The sequence below is a fragment of the Pseudomonas fluorescens genome (assembly GCF_002837185.1).
In the GTDB taxonomy this organism is placed as follows: domain Bacteria; phylum Pseudomonadota; class Gammaproteobacteria; order Pseudomonadales; family Pseudomonadaceae; genus Aquipseudomonas; species Aquipseudomonas fluorescens_AM.
Genome location: NZ_KZ477985.1, coordinates 170749 through 194374, shown reverse-complemented (window position 1 = coordinate 194374; position 23626 = coordinate 170749). Strand labels below are relative to the sequence as shown.

The following is a 23626-nucleotide window of genomic DNA, read 5'->3' as shown; positions in this document are numbered from 1 at the left end:
AGCGCCTGTCGGTCTCGAAAAGAGAAAACGAAAGGGGATCAGAGCAGCACCACGTCGTATTGTTCCTGGGAGTACATGGTTTCAACCTGAAAACGAATGGTGCGCCCGATAAAGCCCTCCAGTTCAGCGACGTTACCCGACTCTTCATCCAGCAGGCGATCCACCACTTTCTGGTTGGCGAGCACTCTATAACCTTCGGCCTGGTAGGCGCGCGCCTCGCGCAGGATTTCGCGGAAAATCTCGTAGCAAACCGTTTCCGGGGTCTTCAATTTACCGCGGCCCTGGCAACTGCTGCAGGGTTCGCACAGCACTTGCTCAAGGCTTTCGCGGGTGCGCTTGCGGGTCATCTGCACCAGGCCCAGCTCGGTGATGCCAATGATGTTGGTCTTGGCGTGGTCGCGCTCCAGCTGCTTTTCGAGCGTGCGCAGGACCTGGCGCTGGTGCTCGCCATCTTCCATGTCGATGAAGTCGATGATGATGATGCCGCCCAGGTTGCGCAGGCGCAGTTGGCGCGCAATCGCGGTGGCCGCTTCGAGGTTGGTCTTGAAGATGGTTTCTTCGAGGTTGCGGTGACCCACGAACGCGCCGGTGTTGACGTCGATGGTGGTCATGGCTTCCGCCGGGTCCACCACCAGATAGCCGCCGGATTTGAGCGGGACCTTGCGCTCCAGGGCTTTCTGGATTTCATCTTCGACGCCATACAGGTCAAAGATCGGCCGCTCGCCCGGGTAGTGCTCGAGGCGGTCGGCAATTTCCGGCATCAGCTCGGCGACAAATTGCGTGGTGCGCTGGAAGGTTTCCCGCGAGTCGATGCGAATTTTCTCGATCTTCGGGCTGACCAGATCGCGCAAGGTACGCAACGCCAGGCCGAGGTCTTCATAGATAACGCTTGGCGCGCCAATGGTCTGGATCTGCGCCGCGATCTGGTCCCACAGGCGCCGCAGGTAGCGGATATCCATCAGGATTTCATCGGCGCCCGCCCCCTCGGCGGCGGTACGCAGGATAAAACCACCGGCTTCCTTGATGCCTTCGGCGGCCACGCAGTCGCTGACCACCTTCTTCAGGCGCTCGCGCTCGGCTTCATCTTCGATCTTGAGGGAAATACCGACGTGGGCGGTACGCGGCATATACACCAGGTACCGCGAAGGAATCGACAATTGGGTGGTCAGCCGGGCGCCCTTGGACCCGATGGGGTCCTTGGTGACCTGCACCACCAGGCTCTGCCCTTCGTGCACCAGGGCGCTGATGCTTTCCACCGCCGGGCCTTCGCGCAGGGAGATTTCCGAAGCATGGATAAACGCGGCGCGGTCCAGGCCGATGTCGACGAAGGCCGCCTGCATGCCCGGCAATACGCGCACCACCTTGCCTTTATAGATATTGCCGACGATCCCGCGCTTCTGGGTACGCTCCACATGCACTTCTTGCAGAACACCGTTCTCTACCACCGCCACGCGCGATTCCATCGGCGTGATATTGATCAGAATCTCTTCACTCATGGCTGGGTCTCGTTCAGGCGTTTTCACAATAGTGACCGATCGCTTATGGCTTGGCGCGAAAGTAAAGGCGCTCAGCGCGCGGTAAGGTTTTGCCAACAGGGTATGCCGAATTGGCCCAGCAGTTGCGCGGTTTCGCACACCGGCAGGCCGACCACGGCGGAATAGCTGCCATTGAGTCCGGTCACGAACACCGAGCCAAGCCCCTGGATAGCATAGCCGCCGGCCTTGTCCTGGGGTTCGCCGCTGTGCCAGTAGGCCGTCGCCTCTTGGGCACAAATGTCGCGAAAAATTACACGGCTGCTGACACACCGGGTTTCACAGCGTTGGCCGTCGGTCAGGGCAATGGCCGTGAGGACTTCATGCTCACGCCCTGCCAGGGCCATCAACATCGCCAGCGCATCGGCCTGGTCCACCGGTTTGCCAAGAATCTTGCCATCGACGACAACCGCCGTATCGGCACCCAATACGCAGATGCCTGGGGTTTGCTCGAGCGCAGCCAAACCCGCCGCGGCCTTGCTTCGCGCCAGGCGCTCGACATAAGCCACAGGGGTTTCGTGTGTGAGAGGCGTTTCATCGATGGCGGCGCTGACCACGGTGAAAGGCACACCGATCTGGGTCAACAATTCACGTCGCCGCGGGGAGCCCGAGGCCAGATAAAGCACATTCATTGCAGACTCTCCCTGTAGGGTTCGATAACCAGGCAGAGCCTCGCAATCCATCAATTGATTTTATAGCGACGACGTAACCCACGCAGGCCGAAACTGATCCAGGGCCACAGCAATGCGCTGACCAGAGCCGGCAACACCAGCGCCAGGGTGGGCTGGCGATTGCCGGTCAAGGCACTGAGCCAGAGTTGAACAAGCTGCGCCAGGCCGAAGATCACCAGGATCACCAGGCACTGCTGCCACATCGGGAACATGCGCAAGCGCTGCTGCAACGACAGCACCAGGAAGGTAATCAGGGTCAGGATCAGTGCATTCTGGCCCAGCAAGGTGCCATAGAGCACGTCCTCTGCCAAACCCAGGCACATCGCCGTGACCATGCCTACTTTGTGCGGCAGGTTCAACGACCAGAACGCCAACAGCAGCGCCAGCCACAGCGGGCGCAGGATTTCCATGAATTGCGGCAGCGGTGAAACGCTGAGCAGCAAGCCGATGGCAAAGGTCAGCCAGACAATCCAGCCATTGCGCGAATGAGTGCTGGCCATTATTCCTCCCTCTGCCGCGTCGTGGCCGGGGCGGTTGTCGCGGGCCTCGCGGCAGGCGCGGTGGTCGCCGACGGTTTCGCCGGGCGGGCGCTGTGTGCTGCGGGCTTGGCCGGTGTGGCGACAGGCGCTGCGGTTGCGGGTACGGCCGCAGGCGCGGGTGGCCCCACGAACGCCGGTTTCGGCACGGTGGCGGGAATCACGGGGGCGGTGCCGTTCTGCTTGTCTTCCGCCTCCTGAGCCTGCGCCGCGTCATTGGCGCGCTCTTCCGGCGTGCGGTTGTCGCTGAACACCAATAGCAGGTAGCGGCTGCGGTTCAATGCGGCAGTCGGGACGGCACGCACAATGGCAAACGGCTGGCCGGAGTCATGGATGACCTCCTTGACCGTCGCCACCGGGTAGCCGGCCGGGAAGCGCTGACCCAGGCCGGAGCTGACCAGCAGGTCGCCCTCCTTGATGTCAGCGGTATCGGCCACGTGCCGCAACTCCAGGCGTTCCGGATTACCGGTGCCGCTGGCAATCGCCCGCAAGCCGTTGCGATTGACCTGCACGGGGATGCTGTGGGTGGTGTCCGTCAACAGCAGGACCCGCGAAGTGTAGGGCATCAGCTCGACCACCTGGCCCATCAGGCCACGGGCATCGAGCACCGGCTGGCCGAGCACCACGCCGTCGCGCTCGCCCTTGTTGATGATGATGCGATGGGTAAAGGGATTGGGGTCCATGCCGATCAACTCGGCCACTTCGACCTTTTCATTGACCAGCGCGGAAGAATTGAGCAACTCGCGCAGCCGAACGTTCTGCTCGGTGAGGGCTGCGAGCTTTTGCATGCGGCCCTGCAACAGCAGGTTTTCGGTCTTGAGTTTTTCGTTCTCGGCGACCAGCTCGGTGCGGCTGCCGAATTGGCTGGCCACGCCCTGGTAGAGACGTTGCGGCAGGTCGGTGATCCAGTAAGTCTGCATCAACACCAGCGACATCTGGCTACGCACAGGCTTGAGCAACGAAAAGCGCGCATCGACCACCATCAGCGCGACCGAAAGCACGGTCAGCACCAACAAGCGCACGCCCAATGAGGGGCCTTTGGCAAAGAGCGGTTTAATAGGCCGCTCCTCCCAGGCAAATGTTCTCTTTATTCATACGGCATCAAACCGGCCTGGATGCAGATTGAAGAAGATAAACGCCAACAGGCAGCACTGCAAAGTGCTGCCTGCCGACCCAGCATGAACCGTCCAGGCGATCTTATTCGCTGGAGAGCAGGTCCATGGTGTGTTTATCCATCATTTCCAGTGCACGACCGCCGCCACGGGCAACGCAGGTCAGCGGGTCTTCGGCGACGATCACCGGCAGGCCGGTTTCCTGGGCCAGCAACTTGTCGAGGTCGCGCAGCAAGGCGCCACCGCCGGTCAATACCAGGCCACGCTCGGCAATATCGGAAGCCAGTTCCGGTGGCGACTGCTCCAGGGCGCTCTTCACCGCCTGGACGATGGTGGCCAGGGACTCTTGCAGCGCTTCCAGCACTTCATTGGAGTTCAGCGTGAAGGCACGTGGCACACCTTCGGCCAGGTTGCGACCGCGAACATCGACTTCGCGAACTTCGCCGCCCGGGTAGGCGGTACCGATTTCCTGCTTGATGCGCTCGGCGGTGGATTCGCCGATCAGGCTGCCGTAGTTACGACGCACATACGTGATGATCGCTTCGTCGAAGCGGTCGCCGCCAACGCGTACGGATTCGGCATACACCACACCGTTCAGGGAAATCAGGGCGATCTCGGTGGTACCGCCACCGATATCCACCACCATCGAACCACGGGCCTCTTCAACCGGCAGGCCGGCGCCGATTGCGGCGGCCATCGGCTCTTCGATCAGGAACACTTCGCGGGCACCGGCACCAAGGGCCGATTCACGGATGGCACGACGCTCCACCTGGGTGGACTTGCACGGGACGCAGATCAGCACACGAGGGCTGGGCTGCAGAAAACTGTTTTCGTGAACCTTGTTGATGAAGTACTGCAGCATCTTCTCGCAGACACTGAAGTCGGCGATCACGCCGTCTTTCATCGGACGAATGGCAGCAATATTGCCGGGTGTACGGCCGAGCATGCGCTTGGCCTCGGTGCCAACGGCAACGACACTTTTCTGATTACCATGGGTCCGAATGGCCACAACCGATGGCTCATTCAGAACGATACCGCGCTCGCGCACGTAAATAAGGGTGTTGGCAGTGCCCAGGTCAATGGAAAGATCGCTGGAAAACATGCCACGCAGTTTCTTGAACATGGGAAAGGGACCCTAGGCAACGCGTGGGTAAAAAAGTGCGGCAAACTCTAACAACGACAGGGATTTTGGGCAAGGCGCCAATGTGCTAAATTGGCCGACTTTCTGTGCACCAACCCCCACAATCGCGGCCTTATGACCGTAGAAATGCGGTAGTGTTCCGACAATCTAACACACGGACGCCCTCCGTTCTGTTTTCCACTGGAGAATCCCATGGCGCTTGAACGCTCCGACGTGGAAAAAATCGCGCATCTGGCCTCGCTTGGCCTCAATGACGCCGATCTTCCACAGACCACCGCAGCCCTGAACAGCATTCTCGGGCTGGTTGACCAAATGCAGGCCGTCAATACCGACGGCATCGAGCCCCTGGCTCACCCGCTGGAAGCCAGTCAGCGCCTGCGCGCAGACGTCGTGACCGAGCGCAATAACCGCGAGGCCTACCAGTCCATCGCGCCAGCGGTCGAAAACGGCCTGTACCTAGTTCCGAAAGTCATCGACTAAAGGGAAAGAGCCTTTCATGCATCACATGACTCTGGCCGAGATCGCCCGCGGTCTCGCCGACAAAACGTTTTCTTCCGAAGAGCTGACCAAGACCCTGCTGGCGCGCATTGCCGAGCTGGACCCCAAGGTCAACAGCTTCATCAGCCTCACCCAGGAGCTGGCCCTGAGCCAGGCCAGGGCCGCCGACGAGCGGCGCGCCAACGGTGAAGACGGCGCACTGCTGGGCGCCCCGATCGCCCACAAGGACCTGTTCTGCACCCAGGGCATTCGCACCAGTTGCGGCTCGAAGATGCTCGACAACTTCAAGGCGCCCTACGACGCTACCGTGGTCGCCAAGCTGGCCGCCGCCGGGGCCGTGACCCTGGGCAAGACCAACATGGACGAGTTCGCCATGGGTTCGGCCAACGAGTCGAGCTACTACGGCGCAGTGAAAAACCCGTGGAACCTGGCTCACGTACCCGGCGGTTCCTCCGGTGGTTCGGCTGCGGCCGTGGCCGCACGCTTCCTGCCCGCCGCGACGGCAACCGACACCGGTGGTTCGATCCGCCAGCCGGCAGCCTTCACCAACCTCACCGGCCTGAAGCCGACCTACGGTCGCGTTTCCCGCTGGGGCATGATCGCCTACGCTTCGAGTCTCGATCAGGGTGGCCCTCTGGCACGTACTGCCGAAGACTGCGCAATATTGTTACAAGGCATGGCAGGCTTCGATAAACAGGACTCCACCAGCATCGATGAGCCGGTCCCGGACTACAGCGCCAGCCTGAATGACTCGATCAAGGGTCTGCGCATCGGCGTGCCAAAAGAGTATTTCAGCGCCGGCCTCGACCCGCGTATCGCTGATCTGGTGCACAACAGCATCAAAGAGCTGGAGAAGCTTGGCGCGGTGATCAAGGAAGTCAGCCTGCCGAACAACCAGCACGCGATTCCCGCCTACTACGTGATCGCGCCGGCAGAGGCGTCTTCGAACCTGTCGCGTTTCGACGGTGTACGCTTTGGCTATCGCTGCGAAAACCCGAAAGACCTCACCGATCTGTACAAACGCTCCCGTGGCGAAGGCTTCGGCGCCGAAGTGCAACGCCGGATCATGGTCGGTGCCTATGCGCTGTCCGCCGGCTACTACGACGCGTACTACCTCAAGGCGCAGAAGATCCGTCGCCTGATCAAGAACGACTTCATGGCTGCCTTTGAAGAAGTCGACGTGATCCTCGGCCCGACCACGCCGAACCCGGCGTGGAAGATCGGCGCCAAGACCGGCGACCCGATCGCCGAGTACCTGGAAGACCTCTACACCATCACCGCCAACCTCGCGGGCTTGCCGGGCTTGTCCATGCCCGCCGGTTTCGTCGATGGCCTGCCGGTCGGCGTGCAATTGCTCGCCCCGTATTTCCAGGAAGGCCGCCTGCTCAATGTGGCGCACCAGTACCAGTTGCACACCGACTGGCACACTCGCACCCCTACCGGCTTCTGAGGAGAACACTATGCAATGGGAAGTTGTGATCGGGCTGGAGATTCATACCCAGCTCGCCACCCAATCGAAGATTTTCTCCGGCAGCGCCACCACGTTCGGCGCAGGGCCCAACACCCAGGCCAGCCTCGTAGACCTGGGCATGCCCGGCGTGCTGCCGGTGCTGAACCAGGAAGCGGTGCGCATGGCGGTGATGTTCGGCCTGGCGATTGACGCCGAGATCGGCCAGCACAACGTGTTCGCGCGCAAGAACTACTTTTACCCGGACCTGCCCAAGGGCTACCAGATCAGCCAGATGGAGCTGCCGATCGTCGGCAAGGGCCACCTGGACATTCCCCTGGAAGACGGCACCATCAAGCGTGTCGGCGTCACCCGTGCGCACCTTGAAGAAGACGCCGGCAAGAGTCTGCATGAAGAATTTCCCGGCGCCACCGGTATCGACCTGAACCGTGCCGGCACGCCGTTGCTGGAAATCGTCTCCGAACCGGACATGCGCAGCGCCAAGGAAGCCGTGGCCTACGTCAAGACGATCCACGCGCTGGTGCGCTACCTGGGCATCTGCGACGGCAACATGGCCGAAGGCTCGCTGCGCTGCGACTGCAACGTGTCGATCCGTCCCAAGGGCCAGACCGAATACGGCACCCGTTGCGAGATCAAGAACGTCAACTCGTTCCGCTTCATCGAGAAGGCGATCAACAGCGAAGTGCGTCGCCAGATCGAGCTGATCGAGGACGGCGGCAAGGTCATCCAGCAAACGCGCCTGTACGATCCGAACAAAGACGAAACCCGCGCCATGCGCAGCAAAGAGGAAGCCAACGACTACCGTTACTTCCCCGACCCGGACCTGTTGCCGGTGGTGCTGGAAGATTCGTTCCTCAACGATATCCGCGCCACCCTGCCGGAGCTGCCGCAGCAAAAACGCGAGCGCTTCCAGGCGCAGTTCGGCCTGTCGGTCTACGACGCCAGCGTGCTGGCCTCCAGCCGCGAGCAAGCCAACTACTTCGAGAAAGTCGTGGGCATTGCCGGCGACGCCAAGCTGGCGGCCAACTGGGTCATGGTCGAACTGGGCAGCCTGTTGAACAAGCAAGGCCTGGAAATCGACGAAGCTCCGGTCAGCGCCGAGCAACTGGGCGGCATGCTGCTGCGCATCAAGGACAACACCATCTCCGGCAAGATCGCCAAGACCGTGTTCGAAGCGATGGCCGCCGGTGAAGGCAGCGCCGATGAAATCATCGACAAGCGTGGCCTCAAGCAAGTGACCGACAGCGGCGCAATTTCGGCCGTGCTCGATGAAATGCTCGCGGCGAATGCCGAACAGGTCGAACAATATCGTGCGGCGGACGACGCCAAGCGCGGCAAGATGTTCGGCTTCTTCGTCGGCCAGGCGATGAAAGCATCCAAAGGCAAGGCCAACCCGCAACAAGTCAACGAACTGCTCAAAAGCAAGCTCGAAGGCTGATGGTAGAAAACGGTCCGAGTAGGCTTTGATGCTCGGCTCGGACCAATGTGGGAGGGGGCTTGCCCCCGATGAGGGTGTGTCAGTCGGCACATGCATTGACTGCTGCACCGCTATCGGGGGCAAGCCCCCTCCCACATTTGTGATTGGGGACATTTGAAATGAAGCGTCTACTCGGCCTGCTGGCCCTGTCTTCCCTGCTGAGCGGTTGCGCCAGCGGCCTCATCGACCCCAAAGGCTATGACGAAACCGGCACCGCCTCCTACTACGGCGCCAAGCACCATGGCCAACGAACTGCCAGCGGCGAAGCCTTCAACCAGAACGCCATGACCGCCGCCCATCGGCGCCTGCCCTTCGGCACCCAGGTCAAGGTGACCAATCTCGCCAACAACCGCTCTGTGGTGGTACGTATCAATGATCGCGGCCCGCATAGCCGCGGCCGCCTGATCGACCTTTCACGCAAGGCCGCCGAGCAACTGCGTATGCTGGGCAGCGGCACCGCACGGGTGCGCGTGCAAGCCCTGAACAACTGATCGAGGCCGCCTTGAGTATTTTCGGATTGAACGCCCTCTCGCCCTGGAGCCTGCTCCAACTGGTCAGCGGCTTGCTGCTGCTTATCGTCGGCGCTGAAATCCTGGTGCGGGCTGCGGTGCGCCTGGCTGCCAGCCTCAAGGTGCGCCCCTTGATCATCGGCCTGAGCATCGTCGCCTTCGGCAGCAGCGCGCCACAGATGGCCGTCAGCCTGCAAGCCACCCTGGCCGGCAACACCGATATCGCCGTAGGCAGCGTGATCGGCAGCAGCATCTTCAATATCCTCGTCACCCTGGGCTTGTCGGCGTTGATCATTCCGTTACGGGTGTCGCGACAACTGGTGCGCCTGGATATCCCGGTGATGATCGTCGCCGGCCTGCTGGTGCTCATCCTCGCCGCCAATGAGGCACTGACGCCGCTTGACGGCCTGGTGCTGCTGGTTGCGCTGGTGGCCTACCTCGGCGTACTGCACTACCAGACGCGCCACTCACGGCGTCCGCGATCGCTGGCCACCGTGACCAGGGCGCCCTGGCTGAGCAGCGTGCTGTTAATGCTTGGCGGGTTGCTCGTGCTGGTGCTGGCCGGGCACTTGCTGCTGGGGGCGGCCGTGGAGGTGGCGAGCGACCTGGGCTTGTCGGAGCGCATTATCGGCCTGACATTGATCGGCGTCGGCACCTCGCTGCCCTGCCTGGCCACGTCGCTGATCGCCGCCTTGCGTGGCGAGCGGGAGATTGCCGTGGGCAATGTGATCGGCAGCAACCTGTTCAACCTGCTGGGCGTGCTGGGTTTTACCGCCCTGGTGGCGCCGTCGCCGCTGTCGGTGTCGCCCAACGCCCTGGACTTCGACCTGCCGGTCATGCTCGGCGCCATCACCCTGTGCCTGCCGGTGTTCTATACCGGCTACCGCGTCACCCGCGCCGAAGGGCTGGTGTTGCTGGGGCTGTACCTCGCGTATGGCCTGCATGTAATGGCATTTACTACCGGCATGCCCCTGGCGACCAAGCTTGAACAATTGATGCTGTTTTACGTCCTGCCGGCGTTAGTGGTGGTGCTGTTGTTCACGTCGCTGCGCGCCTGGCACCGTCAACACAAGAGGGAATCGCAATGAGCGCTCAGAAAAAGCCAGGGGTTGAAGTGCGTCGCCAGGTCATGGGCGATGTATTCGTCGACCGCGCCCTGGGTAATGCCACCGAGTTCAGCCAGCCGCTGCAGGACTTCGTCAATGAACACGCCTGGGGCAGTGTGTGGAATCGCGAGGGCTTGCCGCTCAAGACGCGCAGCCTGATTACCCTCGCCGCCCTGACCGCGCTCAAATGCCCGCAGGAACTCAAGGGCCATGTGCGCGGCGCGTTGAACAATGGCTGTACGGTTGAAGAGATTCGCGAAGCACTGCTGCATTGCGCGGTGTATGCCGGCGTACCGGCGGCAATCGATGCGTTTCGTGCGGCGCAGGAAGTGATTGAGGCGTACCAGGCGGATCAGCGGTAACGGTCAGATCCAGCCGCCCGCCTGCAACACAAAGATGCCGATGTTCGTGGTCACCGCCGCCATCAGGGTGGTGATCACGATAATCGCCGCCGCCAGTTCATGATTCCCCTCGGCCGCCCTGGCCATCACGAAGCTCGCCGCCGCCGTCGGCGCGCCGAAGTACAGAAACAGAATCCCCAGCTCCGGCCCACGGAAACCCAGCAGCCACGCGCCCAGTGTGGCGATCACCGGCAACCACACCATCTTCATCAGGCTCGCGCTCAAGGCCATGTTGCCGCTCTTGCGCAGCGCCGCGAGGGACAAGGTGCCGCCTATGCAGATCAGCGCCAGGGGCAGTGTCGTGTCCGCGAGGTAGCCCAGGGATTTTTCCAGCCAGCCGGGCAGGCCGATCTGGAAGTACGCAAACGGCGCGGCAACGATCACGCTGATGATCAGCGGGTTGGCCACCACACTCTTGAAGATACTCCACGGGTCGGACTTGATCACCGGGCTGTATACCGCCAGCACAATGGTCGACAGGGTGTTGTAGAACAGGATCACCAACGCCGCGAGAATCGCACCGAGGGAAATCCCATAGTCGCCGTACATGCTGGCAGCCAGCGCCAGGCCGATCACGCCGTTATTGCCGCGAAACGCGCCCTGGGTGTAGATGCCCCGGTCTTCGCGCTTGCAGCGAAAAATCGCCCAGCCCCACGCCATGGCAAAGCTCACCAACGTGGCCACGGCGAAGTAAATCAGCAAACCCGGCTTGAGCGCCGAATGCAGGTCGGCATGCAGGATGCCCAGGAACAGCAGCGCCGGCATGGTGACGTTGAACACCAGGGATGAGGCGGTGTGGATAAAGTTGTCGTTGATCCAGTTGATGCGCTTGAGCAGCACACCCAGAAACAGCATGGCGAACACCGGCGCGGTGATGGTCAGGGTGGTGAGGAAGATTGCCAGCATGCCGGGGAGAACCTTGGGGCGTCATTAGATGGCTAATGATAAGCCATGGAGGCCGTGTCGTCTGGTCTACCGCTATCGGGGGCAAGCCCCCTCCCACACTTGACCGAGTTCTCACGTTGAAATGCGGTCGACTGTGGAAGGGGGCTTACCTCCGATTGCAGGCAACTCAGTCTCAGGTAATCGGCGCCGGGTTGAACAACGTAATGTCGTTATGCAGCTTGTGCCGCTCCGCCCACGTCTGCTTCCTGCCGCTGGCCACGTCCAGGTAGAAGTGAAACAGCTCCCAACCCAGTTCCTCGATACTCGCGCGCCCGGTGGCGATGCGCCCGGCGTCGATATCGATCAGGTCCGGCCAGCGTTGCGCCAACTCAGTACGCGTCGAGACCTTTACCACTGGCGCCATCGCCAACCCATAAGGCGTGCCGCGCCCGGTGGTGAAGACATGCAGGTTCATCCCCGCCGCCAGTTGCAAGGTGCCGCATACGAAGTCACTGGCCGGGGTTGCGCAAAAAATCAGGCCCTTGGTTTTGAAGCGCTCGCCTGGGCCGAGCACGCCGTTGATCGCGCTGCTGCCGGACTTGACGATGGAGCCCAAGGACTTCTCGACGATATTCGACAGCCCGCCCTTCTTGTTACCCGGCGTGGTATTGGCGCTGCGATCCGCCTCGCCTTTGGCCAGGTAACGGTCGTACCAGTCCATTTCCCTGACCAGCTCCTGGGCCACTTCCTGACTTTGCGCCCGTGAAGTCAGCAGGTAAATGGCGTCGCGCACTTCCGTCACTTCGGAAAACATCACCGTCGCGCCAGCGCGCAGCAACAAATCGGATGCATAACCCAGCGCCGGATTGGCGGTGATACCGGAAAACGCGTCACTGCCGCCGCATTGCATGCCCAGGATCAGCTCGGACGCGGGTACCGTTTCACGGCGGCGCTGGTCGAGTTTTTTCAAGCGGACTTCGGCCAGCGCCATGATCTGCTCGATCATTTCGGTAAAGCCGTGGCTGGAATCCTGCAACCGGTACAGCCAGGGCTCGCTCAGGTCGACGGAGCTGTCGTTGTCGTGCATCACTTGCCCGGCCTGCAATTTCTCGCAGCCCAGGCTGATCACCAGGGCTTCGCCGCCCAGGTTCGGGTTGCGCGCCAGGTTGCGCACGGTACGGATCGGGATGTAGGCATCCGTGGCCGTGATCGCCACGCCGCAGCCGTAGCTATGCGTCAGCGCCACCACATCATCGACGTGCGGGTACTTGGGCAGCAATTGATCCTTGATGCGCTTGACCGCATGATCCAGCACGCCGGTCACGCACTGCACCGTAGTGGTGATACCCAGGATATTGCGCGTGCCCACGGTGCCGTCAGCGTTGCGATAGCCCTCGAAGGTGAACCCCTCCAGCGGCGCCTGCGTTTCGGGTACGTCGGTGGACAGCGGGAGGCTGTCCAGCGGCGGCGCGGTGGGCATGCGCAACTGGTCTTCCTGCACCCAGCTGCCACGCGGGATCGGCGCCAGGGCATAGCCGATCGTCTGGCCGTAGCGAATGATCCGGCCGCCTTCGGGGATATCTTCCAGGGTCACTTTGTGGCTTTGAGGGATGAAATCCACAGTGACCAGGCCGTCCGGGAATTCGGTCCCGGCCGGTACGCCCTGGTCGTTCACCACGATCACCACATTGTCGCGCTCGTGCAAACGAATCGAGCGCGGCGAGTCGGCATGTTCAATCAACTGCATCACACGAACCTCAGGAATGCGCTTGGGAAAGGTGGGTCAGCTCAGGGCCTTTGCTTGGCGGTTCCTTGAGCACCACACGCTTGATCGGGCCGACGATCACCAGGTAGCTGAATACCGCCACCAGCGCGTTGGCGCCGACGAACACCAGGGCCCATTTGAATGAGCCGGTGGTGCTGATGATGTAGCCGATGACAATCGGGGTGGTGATGGAGGCCAGGTTACCGAAGGTATTGAACAAGCCACCACTGAGGCCGGCGATTTGTTTCGGTGAGGTGTCGGACACCACCGCCCAGCCCAGTGCGCCAACGCCCTTGCCGAAGAAGGCCAGCGCCATGAAGCCCACCACCATCCATTCAACGTCGACGTAGTTACACGCAATGATACTGCTGGACACCAGCAGGCCCGCAATGATCGGCGCCTTGCGGGCGAAGGTCAGGGAATGGCCCTTGCGCAGCAGATAATCGGAAATCACCCCGCCCAGCACGCCGCCGATAAAGCCGCAGATCGCCGGCAGCGAGGCAATGAAACCGGCCTTGAGGATGGTCATGCCACGGTCCTGCACCAGGTACACAGGGAACCAGGTCAGGAAGAAGTACGTGATGCCGTTGATGCAGTATTGACCCAGGTACACGCCAAGCATCATGCGGTTGGTCAGCAACTGGCGGATGTAATCCCACTTCGGTCCATCGGTTTTCTTACCCTTGCCCTTGTCCTGGTCCATATCCACCATGGCGCCATTGGCGGCAATGTGATTGAGCTCCGCTTCGTTGATCATCGGGTGCTGGCGCGGGCTGTGGATAACTTTCAGCCAGATCAGGGAGAACACGATGCCAATCACGCCCATCACGATAAACACGTGCTGCCAGCCGAAGCGATAAACGATCCAGCCCATCAGCGGCGCGAACAACACCGTGGCGAAGTACTGCGCCGAGTTGAAGATCGCCGACGCCGTACCGCGCTCGGCCGTAGGGAACCAGGCCGCCACAATCCGTGCGTTACCGGGGAAGGATGGCGCTTCGGCCAGGCCCACCATAAAGCGCAGCATGAACAGTGCAACCACGGCGGTCGAGACACCGAACTCACCGACGTAGCCTTGCAGCACGGTGAACAGTGACCAGGTAAAGATGCTCAGGGCATAGACTTTTTTCGAGCCGAACCGGTCGAGCAGCCAACCACCAGGGATTTGCCCGGCTACGTAGGCCCAACCGAATGCAGAGAAGATGTAGCCGAGGGTGACCGCGTCGATGCCGAGGTCTTTTTGCAGGCTGGAACCGGCGATGGCGATAGTTGCACGGTCGGCGTAGTTGATCGTGGTCACCAGAAACAGCATGAGCAGGATCAAATAGCGGACGTGAGTCGGCTTGGTCGCTTGCATGTAGAAGTACTCCCACTAATTATTTTTTTTGCGGGTAATGGTTATGTCTTACTGGGTGCCACCCCTGTAGGAGCGAGCTCGCTCGCGAAAAACTCACAGGCACCGCGGGCATCCTGAATGCCCGCGTAAGCGTTGACGTTCTTCGCGAGCAAGCTCGCTCCTCCAGTGAAACGGGGGCTACGACCCGATATAGCTAGTCTTTACTACGGTGTAGAACTCTTGTGCATAGCGACCCTGCTCACGCGAACCGTAGGACGAACCCTTACGGCCACCGAACGGAACGTGGTAGTCCACCCCGGCGGTCGGCAAGTTGACCATGACCATCCCGGCCTGGGAATGGCGCTTGAAGTGGTTGGCATACTTCAGGGAAGTGGTGGCGATACCCGCCGAGAGACCGAACTCGGTGTCGTTGGCCATGGCCAGCGCCGCCTCGTAGTCGGCTACACGCACCACGTTGGCCACCGGGCCGAAAATCTCTTCACGGCTGATGCGCATGGCCGCTTCGCTGTCGGTAAACAGCGTCGGCGCCAAGTAGTAGCCCTCGGTGTCGCAGGTCACCAGAGCGCCGCCGCTGACCAGCCGTGCGCCTTCGTTCTGGCCGATGTCGATGTACTTCATGTCCTGGTCCAACTGAGCCTGGGAAACCACCGGGCCAATGTCGGTGCCGCTGTTGAGTGCATGGCCGACCTTGATCGACTTCATGCGTTCGGCCATGGCTGCGACGAACTGGTCATGGATGCCGGCAGTGACGATCAGGCGGCTGGACGCGGTGCAGCGCTGGCCGGTCGAGTAAAACGCGCTCTGCACCGACAGCTCGACGGCCTGCTTGAGGTCGGCATCGTCGAGAATGATCTGCGGGTTCTTGCCGCCCATTTCCAACTGCACCTTGGCCTGGCGCGATACGCAGTTGACGGCGATCTGACGGCCCACACCGACGGAACCGGTGAAGCTGATGCCATCGACTTTCGGGCTGTTGACCAGCACATCGCCCACCACGCGACCGCTGCCCATCACCAGGTTGAACACACCGGCCGGGAAACCGGCGCGGGAAATGATGTCGGCCAGGGCCCAGGCACAACCGGGTACCAACTCGGCCGGTTTGATCACCACGCAGTTGCCATAGGCCAGGGCCGGGGCGATTTTCCAGGCCGGGATGGCGATCGGGAAGTTCCACGGTGTGATCAAGCCGACCACGCCGAGGGCTTCACGGGTGACTTCAACGTTGACGCCTGGGCGCACCGACGGCACGTAGTCGCCAGACAGGCGCAAGCACTCACCGGCGAAGAATTTGAAAATGTTACCGGCGCGCGTGACCTCGCCGATGGCTTCGGGCAGGGTCTTGCCCTCTTCCCGGGCCAGCAGCGTGCCAAGCTCTTCGCGACGGGCAAGGATTTCGCTGCCGACTTTATCCAGCGCGTCGTGGCGCGCCTGAATACCGGACGTGGACCACGCCGGAAATGCCGCGCGGGCGGCTTCGATAGCGGCGTTGACTTGGGCGACGTCAGCCTTGGCGTATTCGCCGATCACATCGGAAAGATCCGACGGGTTGATATTGGTGCAGTAGTCGGCGCCGGTTACCCATTCACCGTTGATGTAGTTGTCAAAACGCTTGGCTTGAGACACGAATCTTCTCCTGACGCAAAAGGCCGCTGATTGCTCAGCGGCCTTGTTGATAAGTTATTGCGCGCCTTGCTTGTCGATCAGCGCAGCCAGGGCTTCGTATTCTTCCGGCAGCAGATCGGTCAGCGGAGTGCGCACCGGGCCGGCGTCGTAGCCGGCGATTTTCGCACCGGCCTTGACGATGCTCACGGCATAACCGGCCTTGCGGTTACGGATGTCCAGGTAAGGCAGGAAGAAATCGTCAATGATCCTGGAAACGGTGGCCTGATCATCCTTGGCAATCGCGTGGTAGAAATCCATCGCGGTTTTCGGAATGAAGTTGAACACCGCCGAGGAATACACCGGCACGCCCAGGGCCTTGTAGGCAGCGGCGTAAACCTCTGCAGTCGGCAGGCCGCCGAGGTAGCTGAAACGATCGCCGAGACGACGGCGGATCGACACCATCAACTCGATGTCACCCAGGCCATCCTTGTAGCCGATCAGGTTCGGGCAGCGCTCGGCCAGGCGTTCCAGCAGCGGCGCGGTCAGACGGCAGACATTGCGGTTGTACACCACCACGCCGATCTTGACCGATTTGCACACCGCCTCAACGTGGGCGGCAACGCCGTCCTGGCTGGCTTCAGTCAAGTAGTGCGGCAGCAGCAGCAGGCCTTTGGCGCCCAGGCGCTCGGCTTCTTGAGCGTACTCGATGGCCTGGCGGGTCGCGCCCCCGACACCGGCCAGAATCGGCACACTGGTGGCGCAGGTATCAACAGCGGTCTTCACCACTTGGGAATATTCGCTGGCGGCCAGGGAGAAAAACTCACCGGTGCCGCCTGCGGCGAACAGCGCTGTGGCGCCATACGGCGCCAGCCATTCCAGGCGCTTGATATAGCCCGCCTGGTGAAAATCACCCTGGGCAGTGAAATCGGTCACCGGGAAAGACAGCAGACCGTGGGAGAGGATGGACTTCAGTTCTTGTGGATTCATTATTCGAACACCCTGGGCGAAGACTTTCTGAGGAAAGCGTTGTTGTTGGTTTAAATGATGTCGTACGTCATCGTACAACTATAAAAAGATTCGTCAACTGCAATTCTCAGCAGTCATCTCAAGCTCGCCGCTGCAAAAGGTTTCTTGACGTAAGAAATTTCCGACCTATGATCCTTTTAACTGTATGGATATACAGTTTTCAGCCAGAATCTTACGACATAAGCAAGGAGCTAACATGTCAGGACTTGAATACGCTGCACCCACAAAGAAGCCCCCGACCCTGCGCTTCGAAGGCGCTGAACATACCGCCATAGGCGACGACACGCTGTTGCGTTTTGCCAGGGATGCCGCATCCATCCCTGCCCGAGAGGTACAACTGCATTTGCCCAACGGGCTGGCGCTGACCTATGGCCAAGTGATTGCCCTGGGTGGCGATTTCTACGCAATTCCCGGCCAACCGATCAGCGATGGCGCCTCCCCTCCCGACCGCGTGCAACGCTTCATCGCAGCCTTTGATTCACTGGCAGTCCTGCCTGCTTCGCGGGAAGAAGCAGGCAAGATCCTGGCGGTGATGCAAAAAGAGATCAACGCGGTGAATCAGGCGATCAAAGAAGGAAAGCAACCCCATGAAGCCTATGACGCCTTGGGTGATACGTTGTCCGAGGAGTGGAACCGTATCACCGGTGGCGGCAGCGCCGTTTCTGCGCTGATCCCACTGGGGCGCTACCTGAAACTGGCGGCGGACAATGCCGACCATTTTGGCGAATGGGCATTGTCCGCCTACCTGGCCGGTCATACCGCGGCCCTGCAACAGGCCGTGGTCGCTCATCAAACCGGCACCGACCAGGCATTGGAATTGGCGTACGCCATGAACGGCTTTGCCGACCACTTCCTCACCGATCTGTTTTCGGCCGGCCACCTGCGCGTCCCACGCAAGCAACTGGCGGCGGTGGTCACGCCTGGAGAGCTGGGGTCGCTGATTAGCCGCTTCATGCATGACGAAGACAGCAAATTCGGGCTCAAGGTGCGCAATGCCTTGGGGGATCAGTGGCACGCGTATGGGGATAAACGCTATTTCGACGCCATTGATGCGGACAATCGGGCGCAGGTCAAACGTGCGGTGCAGGCTTCGGCGGATGAAATTTTCGAGACGTTCATCAGCGGTGTAGCGCCCTCCCCGGCCAGCTTCAAGGCGCCGTTGTCTGTTCCGGATCTGAACGCTGTGCAGAACCCGGCCAATAACTTCTCGCCGTTGTTCAAGATGGAAGGGGACAAGGTACTGCGCCGTAAGGATGTGAATGACCTGAACGACAAGCGGTGGACGAATGATTGGTGGGGATGGAGTACGTATTTGTTGCTCAAGGATTACAAGCCGAATAACCCGCAGTCTTGAGATAACCATAGCCCATGCATGCAATCGCATGCATGGGCCCGTTCGTCGACACTGTTAATTCTGACAGTATCGCAGTGAGCCAACGGCCGTTAGTTTGCATTAGACCGCCGGGGCTCTCTCAGCAGCAACAAGCAATGCAGTCACCTCGGAGGTCGCAACTCATCCTGAAATTAATGAGGCTTATCATGGCTACTAAAAAGTGCACCTTCAAATCCCGCTCCAACAAATCCAAAGCTGCCACTCATGACTTTGACGTCGCCCTTCTGCCCAACATCGGAGATACCATTGAACTTGAGGGTGATCCGGCTCAGGAGGTCGTAGCCAAAAACTTCGTAATCATCGGGGGCGACGTTGTGCAAATCGACTTCACCTTCGCCTGAACGAGTTAATCGCTGTTACCAGAATTACCCCCGCTGCGCTTCCGCCTCCTCATGGGCATGGCGCAGCCTCTCCCGACTGTTGGTCAAATGCAAGCGCATCGCCGCACGCGCCGCGTCCGAGTCCTGACGCGCGATCGCCTCATAAATCTCTTCATGCTCACGGCTCAAGCGCCCCATGTAATGCTGCTGGTCGTCATGGGCCAGGCGCGCCGAATTCAGGCGGGTACGCGGAATGATGCTGGTGCCCAGGTGGGTCATGATGTCGGTGAAGTAGCGGTTACCGGTGGACAGCGCAATTTCCAGGTGGAATGCAAAGTCTGACGCCACCGCATCACCGGCATGGGCCGCGCTTTCATTCAGCGCATCGAGGGCGGCACGCATGGCTGCCAGTTGCTCGTCACTGCGGCGCAAGGCAGCCAGGCCTGCGGACTCCACTTCCAGGCTGATGCGCAATTCGAGAATCGCCAACACATCGCGCAGCGTCACCACGGTGGCCGGGTCGATGCGAAAACCACTCGGGCTCGGCGTGTCCAATACGAACGTACCGATACCGTGCCGCGTCTCCACCTGTCCCGCTGCCTGCAAGCGCGAAATCGCCTCGCGCACCACGGTACGGCTGACGCCATGGGCCTCCATGATCGCCGATTCGGTGGGCAGCTTGTCGCCACGCTTGAGCTGACCGTCGCGGATTTGTTCGGACAACACCGTGACCAATTCCTGGGCAAGGCTGCGACGCTTGCGGGGAAGACGGGGGACGGCGTTGGCGTTTTCCATGATGAGTCATCTTTCTCGGTGAACTGAAGACGCATCATAGCCCAAGGCGGTTGTACGATCACCGTTCCTGTCGCGACTTTCATGCCTGTGCGGCAGGCAAAAAAAAGCCCCGGCAACCGCCGAGGCATTTTTCAGGCTGGCCCGAAGGCGGCAGCCGCTTACTTCACCACTTTCAAGCTCGGCCGGCCAGTAGGGCGCGGCGGCTCGTTATCCGGTGGGGGTACATCATCGCCGCCTTGTCCTTCGATCGTTTCGTCGTCCTCGAAAGGCGACTCCAGATCGAACACCATGCCCTGGCCGTTCTCACGGGCATAAATCCCGAGGATGGCGCCGATCGGCACGAACAGCGTATGCGGCACACCGCCGAAGCGCCCTTCGAAACTGACCGCTTCATTGTCCATGTGCAGGTGGCGCACGGCACTGGGCGATACGTTCAATACAATCTGTCCGTCACTGGCAAAACCCTGCGGAACCTGCACCGCAGGAAATTCGGAGTTGACCAGCATGTGCGGGGTGCAATCGTTGTCCACAATCCACTCATAGAGCGCGCGGACCAAATAAGGTCGACTGGAGTTCATCAGCGGCTCCTTAAGCCTTAGCGCATATCGCGTTCGACACCAGACAGACTCGCCTGGAAAGCCTCACGCGCAAATTGGCGCTCCATGTAATCAAGCAACGGCTTGGCCGGCCGTGGCAGTTCAATGCCCAGAATCGGCAAGCGCCAGAGTATGGGTAATAGGCAGCAATCGACCAAACTTTGTTCCTCACTGAGGAAAAAAGGTTTGTCGGCGAACAGCGGCGAAACGCCGGTCAGGCTCTCGCGCAACTCCTTACGCGCCTGTACGCGCGCGGCCTCTTTACTGCGGGTATCCAGAATCACATCCACCAGCCCGCACCAGTCACGCTGGATCCGATGGATCAGCAGGCGGCTGTTGGCACGCGCCACCGGGTACACCGGCAGCAAAGGCGGATGCGGGTAACGCTCATCCAGGTATTCCATCACCACGGTTGACTCCCACAACGCCAGGTCACGATCGACCAGGGTGGGCAAGCTGCCGTAAGGGTTCACTTCGATCAGCTTCGGCGGCTGACGGCCCGCCTCCACACTGATGATCTCGGCGCTGACACCCTTCTCTGCGAGCACGATGCGTACTCGGTGGGAATAGTGGTCGGCGGGGTCGGAGTAACAGGCCAACCGGTTGGTCACGCCCATGGCGGTCCTCCTCGCTTGTTGAAATTATCGAAAGCTCAAAAACGAGCGCGCCCAGAGAGCATCTCTGTAACGTCCGGTAAAACCGGCGCTACGTGTTCAGAGATGCCGCTGGGCGCGCAAGATTAACAGCAATTGCTTACGGTTGGATCAATGCACATCCTTCCAGTACTCGCGTTTGAGCAGATAGGCGAATACGAAGAAGAAAGCCAGGTACAGCAAGACGTACGTACCGATGCGCTGGTGCTGCAGTTTGACCGGGTTGGCCGAATAGGCCAGGAAGGTCACCAGGTTCTTGACCTTCTCGTCGAACTGCTCGTCGTTCAGCGTACCGGTCTTGGGCACGATGGTCAGTTGATCGCACGCCTCATGGGTCAGCGGCGTGCCGGTCAACGGATCATATTGCTTCTTGCCGTCTTCAACGACCTGAACCTGCTTGCATCCTACCACCTGGCGACCCTGCAGGCCGACCAGAACGTTAGGCATGCCGACGTTCGGGAACACTTTGTTGTTCACGCCCCAGGGGCGGGCCGGGTCTTCGTAGAAGGACTTGAGGTAGCCGTAGAGCCAGTCGGTGCCCCGCACCCGCGCCACCAGGGTCAGGTCGGGCGGGGCTGCACCGAACCAGGCCTTGGCGTCCGCCGGCTTCATGCCGATGTTCATGTGGTCGCCGATCTTGGCCCCGGTGAACACCAGTTTTTCCAGCATCAACTCATGGGGGATGCCCAGGTCGTCGGCCACCCGCTCGTAGCGCTGGAACTTGGCGCTGTGGCAGCCCATGCAATAGTTGGCGAACGTGCGTGCACCATCCTGCAAAGCGGCTTTATCGGAGACGTCGATGTCGACCTTTTCCAGTTGCGCGCCATGCTCGGCGGCCAAAGACAGGAGCGGCAGGGCCGCAAACACTAATGCAACGAATAATTTTTTCATCAGCCAGTCACCCTTTCCGGAACCGGTTTGGTCTTCTCGAGCCGGGTGTAGAACGGCATCAGAATGAAGTAGGCGAAGTACAGGAAGGTGCAGACCTGCGACAGCAACGTGCGCTCAGGGGTCGGCGCCAGTACGCCCAGCACGCCCAGGATCACGAACGAAATGCAGAACACCCACAGCCAGATCTTGCTCAGCCAGCCCTTGTAGCGCATGGACTTGACCGGGCTTCGGTCGAGCCACGGCAGCACGAACAGCACCGCAATCGCCGCGCCCATGGCGATGACGCCCATGAGTTTGTCGGGGATCGCACGCAAAATGGCGTAGAACGGCGTGAAGTACCAGACCGGGGCAATATGCTCGGGCGTTTTAAAAGCGTTGGCCTGTTCGAAGTTGGGCTTCTCCAGGAAATAACCGCCCATCTCCGGGAAAAAGAACACGATCGAGCAGAACACGAACAGGAACACGACGACGCCGACAATGTCTTTCACGGTGTAGTAAGGGTGGAATGGAATGCCGTCCAGCGGGATGCCGTTCTCGTCCTTATGCTTCTTGATATCCACGCCATCCGGGTTGTTGGAGCCGACTTCATGCAGCGCCAGGATGTGCAATACCACCAGGCCCAGGATCACGATCGGCAAGGCCACGACGTGTAAGGCAAAGAAGCGGTTCAGGGTGATACCCGAGATCAGGTAGTCACCACGGATCCATTGGGTCAGGTCGTTGCCGATGACCGGGATGGCACCGAACAGCGAGATGATCACCTGGGCGCCCCAGTACGACATCTGGCCCCATGGCAACAGGTAGCCCATAAAGGCTTCGGCCATCAGCGCCAGGTAGATCAGCATGCCGAACACCCACACCAGCTCGCGGGGCTTCTGGTACGAGCCATAGAGCAGGCCACGGAACATGTGCAGGTAGACGACGATGAAGAACGCCGATGCGCCGGTGGAGTGCAGCAGGCGCAGGATCGAGCCGTACTCGACGTCGCGCATGATGTATTCAACGGAAGCGAACGCCTCTTCCGCCGAAGGCGTATAGCTCATCGTCAACCAGACACCGGTGACGATCTGGTTGACCAGCACCAGCAGTGCCAGGGAGCCGAAGAAGTAGAAGAAGTTGAAGTTTTTTGGCGCGTAATATTTGCTGAGATGGTCTTCCCACATTTTGGTGGCGGGGAAGCGCGCATCCACCCAATCCATGAACTTGCTCATCACGCGTTCTCCTTATCGAGGCCAATGACAATAAGGTCGTCAGTTTCGTAGGTGTGCGGAGGAACCGGCAGGTTCAAGGGTGCAGGCTGGGACTTGTAGACACGGCCGGCGAGGTCGTAATGGGAACCATGGCAGGGGCAGAAGTAACCACCCACCCAGTCCTTGCCCAAGTCGACGGGCGCGACTTCCGGGCGAAACGTAGGCGAGCAACCCAGGTGGGTACACAGACCCACCAGCAGCAGGATCTCCGGCTTGATCGAACGTGCTTCGTTCTTGGCGTAGGCGGGTTGGTCGGATTTCTCGGATTTGGGGTCAGACAACTGGCCTTCAATCTTCTTGAGATTTCCCAGGATTTCCTCGGTACGACGAACAATGAAAACCGGCTGGCCGCGCCATTCAGCAATCATCTGCTGCCCTGGCTCGATCTTGCTGACATTCACCTTCACCGGTGCACCTGCGGCTTTCGCCTTGGCACTGGGAAACCATGACCCCACGAACGGGACCGCAGCCCCCACCGCTCCTGCAGCACCCACCACGGATGTGGCTGCTACCAAGAAGCGACGCCGGCCTGCATTCACGCCGTCATTGCTCATTCAGTCCTCTCCCATCAGCTTTTTGGCCTGTTAAATCAGGCGTCTACTAAGTATTGAATCTTTACTTATAAAAATTTTGACGGATGGT

General features: G+C 60.5%; 24 protein-coding genes. 8 read left to right on the top strand and 16 right to left on the bottom strand.

All coding sequences use genetic code 11. From position 1 onward, the window contains the following. Positions 1 to 38: 38 nt before the first annotated feature. The 5 genes from rng to mreB all read right to left on the bottom strand — a co-directional run bounded on the left by rng (position 39) and on the right by mreB (position 4974). Positions 39 to 1496, bottom strand: a complete 1458-nt coding sequence (gene rng / locus CIB54_RS00970; protein WP_065885774.1) for a ribonuclease G — start codon at positions 1494 to 1496, stop codon at positions 39 to 41. A 71-nt stretch (positions 1497 to 1567) separates the two neighbouring features. After that, entirely contained in the window at positions 1568 to 2164 is a 597-nt protein-coding gene (locus tag CIB54_RS00965) for a Maf family protein (RefSeq protein ID WP_101218234.1), read from the bottom strand. A gap of 50 nt (positions 2165 to 2214) precedes the next feature. Further along, positions 2215 to 2703: a rod shape-determining protein MreD gene (gene mreD, locus CIB54_RS00960; protein WP_043048570.1), complete on the bottom strand. Its 489-nt coding sequence runs from the start codon at positions 2701 to 2703 to the stop codon at positions 2215 to 2217. Further along, positions 2703 to 3797 carry a rod shape-determining protein MreC gene (gene mreC, locus CIB54_RS00955; RefSeq protein WP_083217996.1) on the bottom strand — a complete coding sequence of 365 codons (1095 nt, stop codon included), beginning with the start codon at positions 3795 to 3797 and terminating at the stop codon, positions 2703 to 2705. Before mreC ends, mreD begins: the two co-directional genes overlap by 1 nt. A 139-nt stretch (positions 3798 to 3936) precedes the next feature. Next, positions 3937 to 4974, bottom strand: a complete 1038-nt coding sequence (gene mreB / locus CIB54_RS00950; protein WP_002555108.1) for a rod shape-determining protein MreB — start codon at positions 4972 to 4974, stop codon at positions 3937 to 3939. Between the two features lie 210 nt (positions 4975 to 5184). Here mreB and gatC point away from each other — a divergent pair, with 210 nt between their 5' ends. From gatC to CIB54_RS00920, 6 genes are all read left to right on the top strand, one after another. Next, positions 5185 to 5472, top strand: a complete 288-nt coding sequence (gatC, locus tag CIB54_RS00945) for an Asp-tRNA(Asn)/Glu-tRNA(Gln) amidotransferase subunit GatC (RefSeq protein WP_003188556.1) — start codon at positions 5185 to 5187, stop codon at positions 5470 to 5472. 16 nt (positions 5473 to 5488) lie between these two features. Continuing rightward, the gene (gene gatA / locus CIB54_RS00940) at positions 5489 to 6940 is read left to right on the top strand and encodes an Asp-tRNA(Asn)/Glu-tRNA(Gln) amidotransferase subunit GatA (RefSeq protein WP_101218233.1); all 1452 of its coding nucleotides are present in this window, start codon (positions 5489 to 5491) and stop codon (positions 6938 to 6940) included. A gap of 10 nt (positions 6941 to 6950) precedes the next feature. Then, positions 6951 to 8396 (top strand): Asp-tRNA(Asn)/Glu-tRNA(Gln) amidotransferase subunit GatB, encoded by a 1446-nt coding sequence (gene gatB, locus CIB54_RS00935; protein WP_065951605.1) that lies wholly within the window; start codon positions 6951 to 6953, stop codon positions 8394 to 8396. A gap of 158 nt (positions 8397 to 8554) precedes the next feature. Then, positions 8555 to 8926 (top strand): septal ring lytic transglycosylase RlpA family protein, encoded by a 372-nt coding sequence (locus tag CIB54_RS00930; protein WP_065951604.1) that lies wholly within the window; start codon positions 8555 to 8557, stop codon positions 8924 to 8926. A 26-nt stretch (positions 8927 to 8952) separates the two neighbouring features. Continuing rightward, positions 8953 to 10032 carry a calcium/sodium antiporter gene (locus CIB54_RS00925; protein ID WP_101218232.1) on the top strand — a complete coding sequence of 360 codons (1080 nt, stop codon included), beginning with the start codon at positions 8953 to 8955 and terminating at the stop codon, positions 10030 to 10032. Beyond that, positions 10029 to 10412 carry a carboxymuconolactone decarboxylase family protein gene (locus CIB54_RS00920; RefSeq protein WP_101218231.1) on the top strand — a complete coding sequence of 128 codons (384 nt, stop codon included), beginning with the start codon at positions 10029 to 10031 and terminating at the stop codon, positions 10410 to 10412. Before CIB54_RS00925 ends, CIB54_RS00920 begins: the two co-directional genes overlap by 4 nt. Positions 10413 to 10415: 3 nt before the next feature. Here the strand turns inward: CIB54_RS00920 and CIB54_RS00915 are convergent, their stop codons facing one another. From CIB54_RS00915 to kdgD, 5 genes are all read right to left on the bottom strand, one after another. Then, complete coding sequence (locus CIB54_RS00915) at positions 10416 to 11357, bottom strand: AEC family transporter (protein ID WP_065951601.1); 942 nt, start codon at positions 11355 to 11357, stop codon at positions 10416 to 10418. A 172-nt stretch (positions 11358 to 11529) separates the two neighbouring features. Continuing rightward, positions 11530 to 13083, bottom strand: coding sequence for a galactarate dehydratase (gene garD, locus CIB54_RS00910; protein WP_101218230.1), 1554 nt, complete (start codon positions 13081 to 13083; stop codon positions 11530 to 11532). Between the two features lie 10 nt (positions 13084 to 13093). Next, complete coding sequence (locus tag CIB54_RS00905; RefSeq protein ID WP_101218229.1) at positions 13094 to 14458, bottom strand: MFS transporter; 1365 nt, start codon at positions 14456 to 14458, stop codon at positions 13094 to 13096. 177 nt (positions 14459 to 14635) lie between these two features. After that, the gene (locus CIB54_RS00900) at positions 14636 to 16081 is read right to left on the bottom strand and encodes an aldehyde dehydrogenase family protein (protein ID WP_101218228.1); all 1446 of its coding nucleotides are present in this window, start codon (positions 16079 to 16081) and stop codon (positions 14636 to 14638) included. A 54-nt stretch (positions 16082 to 16135) separates the two neighbouring features. Continuing rightward, entirely contained in the window at positions 16136 to 17047 is a 912-nt protein-coding gene (gene kdgD / locus CIB54_RS00895; protein WP_065951597.1) for a 5-dehydro-4-deoxyglucarate dehydratase, read from the bottom strand. Positions 17048 to 17282: 235 nt separating this feature from the next. On the opposite strand from kdgD, the gene CIB54_RS00890 reads away from it, so the two are divergent. Both CIB54_RS00890 and CIB54_RS27235 read left to right on the top strand, forming a co-directional pair. Beyond that, positions 17283 to 18440, top strand: coding sequence for a phospholipase (locus CIB54_RS00890; protein ID WP_101218227.1), 1158 nt, complete (start codon positions 17283 to 17285; stop codon positions 18438 to 18440). Between the two features lie 185 nt (positions 18441 to 18625). Next, on the top strand, positions 18626 to 18820 hold the full coding sequence (locus CIB54_RS27235) for a hypothetical protein (protein WP_139111935.1): 195 nt from the start codon (positions 18626 to 18628) through the stop codon (positions 18818 to 18820). A gap of 24 nt (positions 18821 to 18844) precedes the next feature. Here the strand turns inward: CIB54_RS27235 and CIB54_RS00880 are convergent, their stop codons facing one another. The 6 genes from CIB54_RS00880 to petA all read right to left on the bottom strand — a co-directional run bounded on the left by CIB54_RS00880 (position 18845) and on the right by petA (position 23538). Further along, positions 18845 to 19594 (bottom strand): FadR/GntR family transcriptional regulator, encoded by a 750-nt coding sequence (locus CIB54_RS00880; protein ID WP_065951594.1) that lies wholly within the window; start codon positions 19592 to 19594, stop codon positions 18845 to 18847. A 158-nt stretch (positions 19595 to 19752) separates the two neighbouring features. Then, on the bottom strand, positions 19753 to 20172 hold the full coding sequence (locus CIB54_RS00875) for a ClpXP protease specificity-enhancing factor (protein ID WP_065883679.1): 420 nt from the start codon (positions 20170 to 20172) through the stop codon (positions 19753 to 19755). 17 nt (positions 20173 to 20189) lie between these two features. After that, positions 20190 to 20807, bottom strand: a complete 618-nt coding sequence (locus CIB54_RS00870) for a glutathione S-transferase N-terminal domain-containing protein (protein ID WP_010213164.1) — start codon at positions 20805 to 20807, stop codon at positions 20190 to 20192. 147 nt (positions 20808 to 20954) lie between these two features. Further along, positions 20955 to 21734, bottom strand: a complete 780-nt coding sequence (locus tag CIB54_RS00865; protein ID WP_065951593.1) for a cytochrome c1 — start codon at positions 21732 to 21734, stop codon at positions 20955 to 20957. Then, the gene (locus CIB54_RS00860) at positions 21734 to 22945 is read right to left on the bottom strand and encodes a cytochrome b (protein WP_003188526.1); all 1212 of its coding nucleotides are present in this window, start codon (positions 22943 to 22945) and stop codon (positions 21734 to 21736) included. Before CIB54_RS00860 ends, CIB54_RS00865 begins: the two co-directional genes overlap by 1 nt. Then, positions 22945 to 23538 carry a ubiquinol-cytochrome c reductase iron-sulfur subunit gene (gene petA / locus CIB54_RS00855; protein ID WP_034095877.1) on the bottom strand — a complete coding sequence of 198 codons (594 nt, stop codon included), beginning with the start codon at positions 23536 to 23538 and terminating at the stop codon, positions 22945 to 22947. Before petA ends, CIB54_RS00860 begins: the two co-directional genes overlap by 1 nt. Positions 23539 to 23626 lie beyond the last annotated feature (88 nt).